Below are 12,973 nucleotides of genomic sequence, written 5' to 3'. Positions count from 1 at the left end.
CATCACAAGGCAGCCAACAACTTCTCGGCCACCGGCCCCAGGCTATCGTAAATCAACCGATAAAGCCACTGCGGGTAAAGACCGACCCCGGCCACAGCCACCACCAGCGTAAGGGTGCTGAGCCGCTCATACCACGTGGCATCTTTCAGGTGCAAAAAATGGTCGTTCTTGACCGGCCCCAGCAGCAAGATGCCCACCACACGAAGTATATAAACGGCCGTGACCACAATGGCCGAAATGGCCATGATGGTGGCCACCCGGTGAAAGAGATCGCCATGCTGAAACGCCCCCACAAAGATGGTCATCTCGGCTGCAAACCCGCTCAAGCCCGGCAACCCCAGCGAGGCAAAACCGGCAATCATATACACCACCGCCAAAAAGGGAATCACCTGCATGAGGCCGCCCATCTCGTGAATCTGACGCGTATGGGTGCGTGAGTAAATCATGCCAATGAGGGCAAAAAAAAGCGCCGTCATCAGCCCGTGCGAAATCATTTGCAAAATGGCGCCGTCCATGGCCGTGCGATTCATCATCAGCAGCCCGAAAATCACCAGGCCGCAATGGCTCACCGACGAATAGGCGTTGATGAACTTCAAATCCTTTTGCCAGATGGCACCAAAGGCACCGTACACCACACTAATGCTGGTAAGGATGATAAAAATCCAGGCCTGCTCCTGCGCCGCCTGAGGCATCAGATACATGGCCACCCGAAAGATGCCAAAGCCCCCCAGTTTCATCAACACACCCGCATGCAACATCGACACGGCCGTGGGCGCCGAAGCGTGACCATCGGGCGACCAGGTGTGAAAGGGAAACAATGCCCCCAGCACCCCGAAGCCCAAAAAGGCGAACGGGAAGATGAAGCGCTGCATCTCCACCGGCATGGGGTGTTGACCCAATTCGAGCAAGTTGAAAGTATGCACCCCGTCGGCCGCCCCGTAAAAAATCCCAAACAAAGCCACAATGAGCAACGCACTGCCGCCCATGAGCATCAGCGTAAGCTTCATGGCCGAATATTCCTTGGGCCCCGTGCCCCAAATACCAATGAGCAGATACATGGGAATCACCGCCAGTTCGTAATACAAAAACATGGTGAAAAGGTCGAGCGAGATGAAAAAACCGTACACGCCCGTCACCAGCAAAATGAGCGACACAAAGAACTCCTTTTGCAAATACTCGAGTTCCCACGAGGCAAACACCCCGGCAAACATCACGATGGCCGTGAGTAAAATCATGGCCGATGAAATGCCATCCACTCCAATGGTGTAATGAATGTTGAGCGATGCAAACCAGGTGTGACTCTCCATGAGCACCATCTCAGCCGAATCGCCCCCTTTGCGCAGCCCCATGTAAGTCACCATCACCGCAATGGCCACCAGCAACTGGGCAAACATCCCAACCGCCGACACCCAACGCACCCCTTTCAGGCTTCGCGATGTCAAAACCCCGGCCAATGTCAGCACCGGAATGATGATGAGGAAATGAAGTATGTTCATTTTGATATTGTTTCTAATTTTTTAGTTCCAGGCTCTTTAGCCAACCACCCAACCTTTTTGTACTCTCTTACTTTTGCACTCTTGCACTCCTACACTCTTACACTCCTACACTCCTACACTCTTGCACTCTCGCACTCCTGCACTCTCGCACTCCCTCCTCAGGCACTCCCCAAATAATACAACGCCAACAACACCAGCCCAATCACCCCGGCGGCAAAAGTGGCGGCATACATCTGCAACTGCCCCGACTGAAGTCCCTTGATGCGATCCGACACACCATTGGTCACATTGGCCAGCGCATTCATAAAGGCATCCACCACATGCCGATCGAACCAGGAAATGGGGCGCGACACCAGGTTAAAGAGCACCCGACGAGTCACAAACAGGTAAACCTCGTCGATATAAAATTTGTGATACACCGTGGTATAAAACCCACCCATGGCAGCAGCCATGCGGTCGGGCACACGGCTCGGACGTTTGTATAGCACCCAGGCCAGCCCAATGCCCGCCAGTCCGATGAGCACCGACGGAATGGCGATGCCCCAGTGCAGATGCACCTCGAAAGGCAAACGATCGGGCGACACCAGATGCGTAAATGGCAGATATCCTGAGAAAACCGAGGCAAAAGCCAGCACCATCAAAGGCACCGTCATCACCCACGGCGATTCGTGCGGGGTGTGGTGATAATGACGTTCCTGCCCCCAAAACACGTTAAAATAGAGTCGGAACATATAAAAGGCCGTGAGCCCGGCCACCAAAAACTCGATGGCAAACAACACCTTGCTGTGTTCGAACGCGGCCACCAAAATCTCATCCTTGCTAAAGAATCCCGATAAAAAGGGAACCCCCGAAATGGTCAGACAGGCAATCAGAAAAGTGATGTGCGTCACCGGCATATATTTTCGCAGACCGCCCATTTCGGTCATCAAATTGCTGTGAACAGCGTGAATCACCGACCCGGCACCCAAAAACAGCAACGCTTTAAACATGGCATGCGTGAACAGGTGAAACATGGCAGCCATGTACCCCGTTCCCTCTGCTCCGCCGTAACCCGACACACCCAGAGCCAGCATCATGTAACCAATTTGCGAAAGGGTCGAAAAAGCCAGCACCCGCTTGATGTCGTGCTGCGTGATGGCAATCACCGCGGCAAACAGCGATGTAAAAGCCCCCACCCATGCGATGACCTCCTGTATGTCGGCCGCCCAAAAATGATACACCACAAACAGGCGCGCCACCAAATACACGCCTGCCACCACCATCGTGGCCGCGTGAATGAGTGCCGACACCGGCGTAGGTCCCTCCATGGCATCGGGCAACCAAATGTGCAAAGGAAACATGGCCGACTTACCTGCCCCCCCCATAAACACCAACACCATGGCCCACGACACCACCGACAGCCCCATGAATGACACACCAGCCATCGATGCCACCGGCGATGTTTCAGGTTGCGTGAGGATGCCAAAGTCGAACGTCCCCGTGTAATACGACAAAATAAGGATGCCCAGCAAGAAGCCGAAATCGGCAAAACGAGTCACAATAAATGCTTTTTTAGACGCCGCAATGGCCGACGGCTTGCGATAATAAAACCCAATGAGCAGGAACGACGACACCCCCACCAGCTCCCAAAAGATATACATCTGAAAAATATTGGTGGCCAAAACCAGCCCCAGCATCGAGAATGAAAACAACGACAAAAAAGCATAAAACCGCTGAAAGCCCTTCTCTCCCTTCATGTAGCCCAGGCTATAAATGTGTACCATCAGCGACACGGTCGAAATCACCACCAGCATCATCACCGAAATGGGGTCGAGCATCACGCCCAGGGTAATTCGCAACGTATCGGTAAACGCCAGCCAGGTGAACTGAAACGGGATCAACGCCACATAGCCATCGGCACCCATGCCGCCCCCGACAAAAAAGTACTGTATGGCCGTCAGGTACGACAACACAGTCACCACCCCCATTGCAGCACTTCCCAGCAAGCCTGCCATGAGTGGTTTGAGCCGATGACCACCAATGCCCAACGTCAAAAACATCAGCAAAGGCAACACCGGAATGAGCAAAGTATAATCGAATGAAATCATATCACTACTGTTTTGTTTTTAAAAGCATCCGCTCCCGATGCGTTAATATTTCATGTCGCTCACCTGATCCACGTCAATGGTGCTGAAGCGGCGGTAGATGTTAATGATCAGCGCTATGGCAATGGACGCTTCTGCAGCGGCAATGGCCACAATGAACAGGGTGAAAAAATGCCCCTCGAGATGGTGGGGATAGAGATAACGGTTCACTGCCAAAAAATTAATATTGACGGCATTGAGCATCAACTCCACCGACATAAGGATGGTAATCAGGTTGCGCCTGATGATGAACCCGGCCACCCCGATGAAGAACATCAGCGTGCCCACAATCAGGAAATAGTGCAATGGAATGGTATGCAGCATAACTTACTTATTTTCGGATGTTTGTTCATTTGCCTTATCCTTTTTGGCCACCACAATGGCGCCCACCAGCACCGCCAGCAACAGCACGCTGATGACCTCAAACGGCAGGGCGTACCCCCCATCACCGGTATTCACCAAATGCTGGCCAATCACTTTGGCATTCACCTCCAGCGGTTCGGCCTCATGATAGTGAAAATCGTGCTGTAAAATGGCCCAGATGGTCAGGGCAGCTCCCAGTCCGGCTACCCCCAGCCCGGTAATCACCCGCACGGGCGGAAACGGCTTGGAACGGTGATGAATATGGTGCGTGAGCAAAATGGAGAACACGATAATCACCACAATACCCCCGGCATAAAGCGCCACCTGCACCGCCGCCATAAATTCATATTGAAGCCATAAATAAATGCCCGCCGTGGCCACCAACACCAGCAACAAATAAGTGGCCGACCGTAAAATCCGACGGCTCAGCACAGTCATGAGCGAAAACAGCAGCACAACCGTTGAGAAGACGATAAACAGAATTTCGTGTAAACTCATGATGCTTTTATTTCTTTTTGGAGTAATGACCCGGGTTGATTGAGCACCTTGGTCAAATGATGGCGATTAAACACAGCATGCTCAAACTTCTGCCCGAAGGCCAGCGCATCCGACGGGCAACTCTTCACGCACAACCCGCAAAAAGTACACATGCCCAGGTGATAGATATGTTTATCCAGCCCCCGCACCGATTTTCCCTCGGGCGTGGTCTCCTTGCGGGTGATGACCTGAATGGAGCCATTGGGGCAATTCATCTCACAAATGCCACATCCGGTGCAGCGATGACGATTTTCGGCAGTATGTGACATGATAACCTCGCCCTTAAAACGGTCGAACATCTTGAGCGTGGCCCGATTCTCGGGATATTGCTCGGTAATGATCTCCTTGGGGCTGAAAAAATAGCCCGAAGTGATGCGCAACCCTTTTAAAAGCGTTCGAATGCCAAACCACAGCTCCGAAAAATATTTCCGAAACAACTGCCAGCCTCCCAATTCTTTATTTGGATGATTTATCATAAACGTCAACCATTTTTATCAATAATAATTCAATGTCATTTAATTTCTGCTATTCATATAAAAGACAAGAAGATTCACAGACTGAAGACAGATAGATTAGACTGAGGAGACAAAGAGAACGGATCTAAACATCTTTCTTCATCTCATCATCTTTCTAAAGTCTAATCATCTTCCTATCTTTTTCAGTATAACGATATCGACTCTCACCATCTTAAAAATGCCACCCCTTGAGCACCACCCACGACACCACCAGGATATTCACCAGGTTGATGGGCAACAAATACTTCCACTCCAACGTCAGCAACTGATCGATGCGCAGCCGGGGGAAAGTCCATTTAAACAACATGATGATATAGATGAGCGCGAAGGTCTTGCCAAAAAACCACACCAGCGGCGGAATAAAATCCATCACCCGGTTAAAGGCCTCCAGTCCGCCAAAGTGCAGCGGTTGCCAGCCACCCAGAAACACGGTGGCAGCCAGCGCGGCGGCCAAAAACATGTTCATGTATTCGGCCAGAAAGAAAAAGGCAAACTTGATGCCCGAATATTCAGTATGAAAACCGGCCGTCAGCTCCGACTCGGCCTCGGCCATATCAAAAGGGCCACGGTTGGTCTCGGCCGTCGATGCTACCAAAAATATCACGAACGCGATGAACGCCGGCACATGCCCCTTAAACAACCACCAGCCATCGGCCTGACTGTCAACAATGACCGACAATTGCATGCTGCCCGAAAAGATGATGATGGTGAGCAGTGACATGCCCACCGACAGCTCATAGCTAATGACCTGTGCGCCGCTGCGCATGGCTCCCAACAGCGAGTATTTGCTATTGCTCGACCACCCGGCCAGCAAAATGCCCAACACCGTGAGCGACGTCACCGAAATGATGTAAAAAAGCCCCACGTTCAAATCGAGTGCCTGCAACCCTTTGGCAAAGGGCAGCGCCCCAATGGCCAGAAATGAGGCAATAATCACGATGAAAGGTGCCAGATTAAACAAAAACTTGTCGGCCTTGTGTACCATCAACAATTCCTTAAAAAGAAGCTTAATGAGGTCGGCCACCGTTTGCACCAATCCATAAGGTCCCACACGGTTGGGCCCCAGTCGGTTTTGAATAAAGGCGCACACCTTACGCTCAATGTACACCAACGCCAGCCCCACCAGCGCATAAAAGAGTAAAAACACCACCCCCACCAGCACCATCTCGGTAACGGTGACCCACGCCGGCGCCATCATGGCCGACAGCCCCTGGTGGATAGATTGGGTAAGTGAACTAAAATCGTATAAGTTCATATGTGAAAGTGACAAAGTAACTAAGTGGCAAAGTAACTAAGCGGCAAAGTAAAAAAGTGCAAGAGTGCAAGAGTGCAAAAGAGTGACAGAGCGAAAGGGCTAATGAAGGGTGGGAATTCCCCCCCTCATCGGTCAATGTCAGGAATCACCAAATCGAGGGATCCACTGATGGCCACCAGGTCGGCAATTTTGTGCCCCACGGCCAGCTGTTCAATCACAAAGAGGTTGCTGAAGTTGGGGCTGCGAAACTTCACCCGCACAGGGTATTTCTCGCCATCGCTCACCATGTAAACCCCCAACTCGCCACGCGCGGTCTCCACCCGTTGGTAGTAGTCGCCTGCCGGCAGTTTGATAATGGGTTTCATCTTCACGGCATAATCGTTGCCCTCGGGTATCTGATCAATGAGCTGCTCGAGGATGCTCAGCGACTCGTGAATCTCATCCAAACGCACCCGATACCGCGCAAATGTATCGCCCTGATGATACAGCACTTCATTGACCTTCACCCGGTCGTAGGCACTGTAAGGCTCATGCACACGCACGTCGCAGCTGAAGGCCGAGCCCCGTCCCGAAGGACCGGTGACGCCCCAGGCAATGGCCTGTTGCCGGCTCAGCACGCCAATATTACGGGTTCGCTCCTGTAAAATGATGTTGCCGGTGAGAAGACGATCATATTCGGGCAGTTTCTTGCGCAGGTAAGGGATCAACTCCCTGATGCGCGCCACAAAATTGGGGTGCACATCGTGCATCAACCCGCCCGGACAAATGAAACTTTGCAACAAACGCCCGCCGCAACTCTCCTCAAAGATGTCGAGAATCTTTTCGCGGTCGCGCATGCCGTAAAAAAAGGTGGTAAGAGCGCCCATGTCCATGCCAAAAGCCGACCACCACAACAGGTGCGACCCCACCCGGGTGAGTTCCGAAAGGATGGTGCGAATCACCTTCACCCGCTCGGGCACCTCAATGCCCAAAGCCTTTTCAACACACAGGCTCACAGCCTCGTTGTTGATGTGCGCCGACAGGTAATCCATGCGGTCGGTCAGGTGAATGATTTGCTGATAAGTGCTCACCTCGCACATCTTTTCGATGCCGCGGTGAATGTAGCCGCAATGCGAGCGCACCCCCACCACCGTCTCGCCCTCGAGCGACAATTCAAAGCGCAACACCCCGTGCGTACTGGGGTGCTGTGGCCCCATGTTGATGGTATATTGTTCGTGCTCCCCTATGATGACCTGATGGGAGTCAGATGTTTGAGCCATGATCGGTTTAATTATGAATGATGTTTATCTCATCAATAAAATCCTTGCGAAGCGGAAAGCCCCGATAGTCGTCCTCCAAAAAGATGCGTCGAAGGTCGGGATGATGATGAAAAGTAATCCCCAGCAAATCGTATATCTCACGTTCAAAAGCATACGCCGCCGGCCATATGTCATACACGCTGTCGAGCACTGCTCCTTCGCGCTGTTCAGCAAAACACTTCAGCACGCAAGCGTGCTTCAACGTCGTGGAACGCACATGATACACCACGCCCAACCGGCCATTGACATCCACACCCGACTGGCAAAAAAGAAAATCCATGCGGCACGCATGATGCTCACAAAGCCGCTTGGCCACCTCATGCAGCCCTTCCGGAGCCACCGTCATCTCAATAAACTGACTGCCCACGGCCACTTCCACCTCCGAAAAGTGCGACAACAGCAATTGATGTAATTCGTTATGGTTCATATGATTGTTTCTGACATCGAGTTTCTGTGATTATATGATTATAATTATCTCCCTCTTCATCCTCTTACACTCTCCTGCATTCCCAATTAGGTACTTAGGCACTTTGCCACTTAGTTACTTTGTCTCTTCGCTCACTCCCCCCTCACACAAAATCCCGTCGGTTAGCCGTGCGATTATCACGTCCCTCGGCTTTAATTTTGCGTTGCAGTTGCATTACCCCATACAACAGGGCTTCGGGCCGAGGCGGACAACCGGGCACATACACATCCACGGGAATCACATGATCCACTCCACGCACCACCGAGTAACTGTTGCAATAAAACGGCCCGCCCGAGATGGCACACGAGCCCATGGCAATGACGTATTTGGGGTCGGCCATTTGGTCATAAAGACGCTTGAGCACAGGCGCCATTTTGTGCACGATGGTGCCGGCCACCACTATCACGTCGGCCTGACGCGGCGAAGGGCGGTACACCTCAATACCAAAGCGCGCCATGTCATAACGGGCTGCCCCGGTCGCCATCATTTCAATGCCGCAACAACTGGTGGCAAAAGTGAGCGGCCATATCGAATTGCTCCGTCCCCAGTTGATGACGTCGTCGATGGTGGTGAGCAACACGCTCCCCCCGGTTTGTTTGAAGAGCTCCAACGTATCGTTGTCGTTGAAGTCCTCTTCCTTCATCGATTTAATTTTTATTGCCATTTCAATGCGTTTTTCTTCCAGGCATAGGCCAATCCCAATCCTAACACCGCAAAAAAGATGACCACCTCCACAAAGGCCGATGTGCCCATGTCGTGCATCACCTCGGCCCATGGAAAGAGGAACACTATTTCAACATCAAACACCAAATAAATGAGGGCATACATATAATACCCCACATTAAATTGCATCCAGGCTCCGTCCCTGACAGGGATGCCACACTCGTAAGCCTCGAATTTGGAATGGTTTTCCGATTTTGGTGCAAAAAAATGCGCAAAAATCACGGCACTGCCCACCAGAAACAGTCCCACGACAAATAACAAAACCACGGCTTCAATTCCCATGCGTTAGAATTTTAAAACGGGGCAAATTTACGCCTTTAAGCCGCTCGTTATCAAAGGCATTCACATCATGTCATTAGAGACATTTTTCCTTAATATCTAAACATCTATATATTAATAAGTAGCCTGTTTTTCACATATATTGCTTTTAGCATATCTAATAGGCGGGTACGTTTGTGAAATTTACCTGTAAATCGCTATCTGTCTGTTAAATCCAACACATCGAAGCACATTTGCAATTTAGAATTATTCCACATTTAAGATGTCAAAATAACACTTTCCGAAAACCCAATCTTTCAATTCATTATAAAATGCGCAAAATAGGTTTCATCTTTTAACATTTCACCGCAATCACACAAAAAACGCTCAAATAAAATTCTAACCAACACCAAGAGCTTCGTAAAATTCTTAACACAAAAATGAAATATCACGTTCATGCAGCCCCCAATGCAATCCAACATTATTCCCCAAAACACCTCAATTATTTTTTGAACCAGACGTTTGACTGATTACCAATCCTTAATCAATGTCGTTGAGTGAGTGCGATTCGAATAAAAGACATGAAGATTATTAGACTAAAGACAGATAGATAAGACTGAAGGGACTAAAAAAGATCTAAAAATCTCTCATCATCTGTCTCATCGTCTGACGTCTTCATATCTTAATGAATCCTTAAAGGTAACATCCCAATTTCCCGCCGGAGTTGTTTGAAATATGTCCCTCCGTATAGTCATTGCATGATTTTATTGAGACCGAGTATGATCGGCAAAACGCATCATTCAATTGGTTTTTTTGTAAGAATATATGGCCAACGGCAAAGCCACCAACGCGATAGCCCCCACCCCTGCCAGCAACGGCAAAATATCAGCAAAACCACTGCCTTTGAGCAACACCCGTCGCATGGTCTCGATAAAATAATAAAGCGGGTTGATGCGATTGAACGCCTGCCCCCAGTCGGGCATGTTTTCAACAGGGGTAAACAAGCCGCTCATCATGATAAAAATGAGCAAAAAGAAGTAGCTCATAAACAGAACCTGCTGCTGTGTCTGAACCGAAGTGGAAATAAGCAACCCCAGCGCCAGCATGGCCACCAGATACACCCCCGCAAATAAGAAAAGAACCACCAGACTGCCTTCGAAGGGAATGTGATAAAGCAACTTGCCAATAATGAGCCCCAAAGCCAATTCAAACATCCCGATCATCCAAAAAGGCACCAGTTTGGCCGTGATAAACTGAGAACGGCGCACGGGCGTGACGTTGATTTGCTCGAGGGTGCCCATCTCCTTTTCCCTCACCAGATTGATGGCTGCCATGAACATGCCGATGATGGTCACCAAAATCACCAGGATGCCTGGCAACATGTAATACTTATAATTGAGTTCGGGATTGAACCAATAGCGCCACGATGCGTTCACCCGCACCGGCGAGCCGGTTACCGACGACTGTGCAATGCCAATCTGCCCGTTGTAATCGTTCACCAGTGCTTGTGTGTAACTGTAAGTGAGCTGCGCCCGTGTGCTGTTGATGGCATTGGTCAGCAACTGCACCGACGATGAGCCGCTGCGATGATAATCCTTCTCCATCCGATGGGGGATCACCAAAATGGCATCGATGCGTTCGCCTCGAAAGCGTTTCATGGCCGGTTCCAGTTCGGGCGTAATGTCGAGCACCCGAAAGAACGGCGACGCATTGAACTTCGAAATCAGCCCCTGCGACATCGACGTGCCGTCCTGATCGACAATGATCACACAGTTGTCCTTCATATCGAGCGTGGCCGCATTGACCAACACAATCAACTGAACCACGGGCAACACCAACATCAACCGCAACAACACTTTATTACGGAATATTTGCAAAAACTCTTTTTGAATGAGAAACAACAGGGTACGCATGTGTCTGTTTTTTTTGAATGATGACCATCAACCGATTCGCACATTGAAACGTTTCACCGACAGGGTGATGAAGAGCACTACAAAACCGCTCAAAATGAGCACCTCTTTCCAAATATACTCCATGCCACCGCCCTGCAACATGATGCGTTTGATGGCAATGATGAACCACTTGGGCGGCATGATGTTGCTCAGCACTTGCAACGCCCATGGCATATTCTCGATGGGATAAATAAAGCCCGACAGCAAGATGGTGGGCAACATGAGGGCAAACATCGAGATAAACATGGCCACCATCTGGTTAGAGGCTACCGTGGAGATAAAAATGCCCAAACTCAACGCCACCAAAGTAAACAGGGTGCTCACCCCCAGCAGCAAAGCCAGACTCCCGTTCACCGGCATCTGAAACACCCAATAACTCATTGACAATATGGTAAGAATGTTGACAAACGCCAGCAACAAATAAGGAATCACTTTCCCCACAATGATTTGCCAGGGTTTGAGGGGCGAAATGAGCAACACCTCCATCGATCCGAATTCCTTTTCGCGGGTGATGGAAATGGAGGTCATCATGGCCGACACAATCATCAAAATCATGGCCATGAGGCCCGGCACCGACATGAACACCCCTTTTAGCGCTTCGTTGTAAAACATGCGCACCTGCGTGTGGATAGACGGCATCGCTCCCGAAGCAACATTTTGCTCCATGGCAAATTTTTGGATGATGCCATTGCTATAACCGGTGAGCAGTTGAGCCGTGTTGGCATCCGAGGCATCGGCCAACAGTTGCACCGATGCCGTGCCGTCCTTTTGCAGTCGCTGCGAAAAACCGGGCTCAAACACCACCACCATTTTTAGGCGTCCCTGCCGAAAGGCCGGTTCAATTTGGGCCTCAGACGAGAGCATGGCATCAATTTTAAAATACCCCGATGCAGCCATCCTGCGGGTGATTTCGCGCGTGGCCTCGTCGCGTGCATGGTCGAGAATGCCGATGTGAGCATCGCGCATTTCGGTGCTCACCACGTAACCAAATATCAACAGTTGCGCAATGGGCATCACAAACAATATCAACACCGTGAGGCCATCGCGAAAAATATGTTTGAACTCCTTTCGAATAAAGGCTTGTAGTTGTTTCATGGGTTATTTATTTAGTGTATCAAGAGAAAGTATCAGGTATCAAGATGAAAGCATCATTAAAACTGGGTCTTGTGTCTTGATACTTACGTCTCATATCTTGCTACTTATATCTCACATCTCACCTCGTCAGCCCCACAAACACCTCATTCATGGTCTCCACCCCCATCGATGCTTTAAGATTGCCAGGGGTGTCGAGGGCTTTAATTTTACCGTCGGCCATGATGGTGATGCGGTCGCAATATTCGGCTTCGTCCATGTAGTGAGTGGTGACAAAGATGGTGGTGCCCTGATGCGCCGCCTCATATATCATCTCCCAAAACTGACGGCGTGTCACCGGATCGACACCGCCGGTGGGTTCATCAAGAAACACAATGGCCGGACGGTGAATCAACGCCACCGTGAAGGCCAGTTTCTGTTTCCAGCCCAACGACAAGCCGGCAATGAGTTCGTGCCGATGATTGAGGAAGTGCAGCTCCGACAGCAAATTTTCAGCCCTGTCGCGAAAAGCCTTGCCCGTAACACCGTAAATGCCGGCATACAGGCGCATGTTTTCCCAAATGGTGAGATCCTCGTAAAGCGAAAACTTCTGGCTCATGTAACCGATGTTGCGCTTCACCAGCTCGGGTTGTTCGGCCACATTGTAACCGGCCACCATGGCCGTGCCCGAGGTGGGCGACGATAGGCCGCACAAAATGCGCATGGCAGTGGTTTTGCCGGCGCCATTGGCGCCCAAAAAACCAAATATCTCACCCCGGTACACCTCAAAGTTCAGGTCGTCGTTGGCCGTGAACTTCCCAAACTTTTTGTACAGATGTGAAACGGTGATAACGGTTTCGGTATGTGTCATAGGTTGATGATTTTGGTTGAATGATTGTATCGCGTGGGTAGAGAC

The 12,973-nt window shown here is 50.4% G+C and carries 13 protein-coding genes; all 13 read right to left on the bottom strand.

From position 1 onward, the window contains the following. Window positions 1-2: 2 nt before the first annotated feature. Window positions 3-1,496, bottom strand: coding sequence for a complex I subunit 4 family protein (locus LX69_RS06415; protein WP_111445009.1), 1,494 nt, complete (start codon window positions 1,494-1,496; stop codon window positions 3-5). A gap of 158 nt (window positions 1,497-1,654) precedes the next feature. Then, window positions 1,655-3,583 (bottom strand): NADH-quinone oxidoreductase subunit L, encoded by a 1,929-nt coding sequence (nuoL, locus tag LX69_RS06410; protein WP_111445008.1) that lies wholly within the window; start codon window positions 3,581-3,583, stop codon window positions 1,655-1,657. A 42-nt stretch (window positions 3,584-3,625) separates the two neighbouring features. Then, window positions 3,626-3,943, bottom strand: coding sequence for an NADH-quinone oxidoreductase subunit NuoK (gene nuoK / locus LX69_RS06405; RefSeq protein ID WP_111445007.1), 318 nt, complete (start codon window positions 3,941-3,943; stop codon window positions 3,626-3,628). Between the two features lie 3 nt (window positions 3,944-3,946). Continuing rightward, entirely contained in the window at window positions 3,947-4,480 is a 534-nt protein-coding gene (locus LX69_RS06400) for an NADH-quinone oxidoreductase subunit J family protein (protein WP_111445006.1), read from the bottom strand. After that, window positions 4,477-4,995 carry a 4Fe-4S binding protein gene (locus LX69_RS06395; RefSeq protein WP_111445005.1) on the bottom strand — a complete coding sequence of 173 codons (519 nt, stop codon included), beginning with the start codon at window positions 4,993-4,995 and terminating at the stop codon, window positions 4,477-4,479. The genes LX69_RS06400 and LX69_RS06395 overlap by 4 nt, the downstream gene beginning before the upstream one ends. A gap of 211 nt (window positions 4,996-5,206) precedes the next feature. Continuing rightward, the gene (gene nuoH / locus LX69_RS06390; protein WP_111445004.1) at window positions 5,207-6,289 is read right to left on the bottom strand and encodes an NADH-quinone oxidoreductase subunit NuoH; all 1,083 of its coding nucleotides are present in this window, start codon (window positions 6,287-6,289) and stop codon (window positions 5,207-5,209) included. A gap of 125 nt (window positions 6,290-6,414) precedes the next feature. Continuing rightward, a complete protein-coding gene (locus LX69_RS06385) occupies window positions 6,415-7,548 on the bottom strand; it encodes an NADH-quinone oxidoreductase subunit D (protein WP_221621292.1) in 1,134 nt (377 codons plus the stop codon). Window positions 7,549-7,555: 7 nt separating this feature from the next. Further along, window positions 7,556-8,014, bottom strand: coding sequence for an NADH-quinone oxidoreductase subunit C (locus LX69_RS17950; RefSeq protein WP_111445003.1), 459 nt, complete (start codon window positions 8,012-8,014; stop codon window positions 7,556-7,558). A 142-nt stretch (window positions 8,015-8,156) separates the two neighbouring features. Continuing rightward, window positions 8,157-8,717 (bottom strand): NADH-quinone oxidoreductase subunit B, encoded by a 561-nt coding sequence (locus tag LX69_RS06375; protein ID WP_111445002.1) that lies wholly within the window; start codon window positions 8,715-8,717, stop codon window positions 8,157-8,159. Continuing rightward, entirely contained in the window at window positions 8,708-9,058 is a 351-nt protein-coding gene (locus tag LX69_RS06370) for an NADH-quinone oxidoreductase subunit A (RefSeq protein WP_111445001.1), read from the bottom strand. Before LX69_RS06370 ends, LX69_RS06375 begins: the two co-directional genes overlap by 10 nt. A gap of 776 nt (window positions 9,059-9,834) precedes the next feature. Beyond that, the gene (locus LX69_RS06365; RefSeq protein ID WP_111445000.1) at window positions 9,835-10,947 is read right to left on the bottom strand and encodes an ABC transporter permease; all 1,113 of its coding nucleotides are present in this window, start codon (window positions 10,945-10,947) and stop codon (window positions 9,835-9,837) included. Between the two features lie 27 nt (window positions 10,948-10,974). Beyond that, window positions 10,975-12,081 (bottom strand): ABC transporter permease, encoded by a 1,107-nt coding sequence (locus LX69_RS06360; protein ID WP_111444999.1) that lies wholly within the window; start codon window positions 12,079-12,081, stop codon window positions 10,975-10,977. 118 nt (window positions 12,082-12,199) lie between these two features. Beyond that, the gene (locus LX69_RS06355) at window positions 12,200-12,928 is read right to left on the bottom strand and encodes an ABC transporter ATP-binding protein (protein ID WP_111444998.1); all 729 of its coding nucleotides are present in this window, start codon (window positions 12,926-12,928) and stop codon (window positions 12,200-12,202) included. Window positions 12,929-12,973 lie beyond the last annotated feature (45 nt).

It is taken from the genome of Breznakibacter xylanolyticus (assembly GCF_003254275.1).
In the GTDB taxonomy this organism is placed as follows: domain Bacteria; phylum Bacteroidota; class Bacteroidia; order Bacteroidales; family Marinilabiliaceae; genus Breznakibacter; species Breznakibacter xylanolyticus.
The sequence above is the reverse complement of the archived record's forward strand: the minus strand, read 5'-3'. Positions and strand labels throughout refer to the sequence as shown.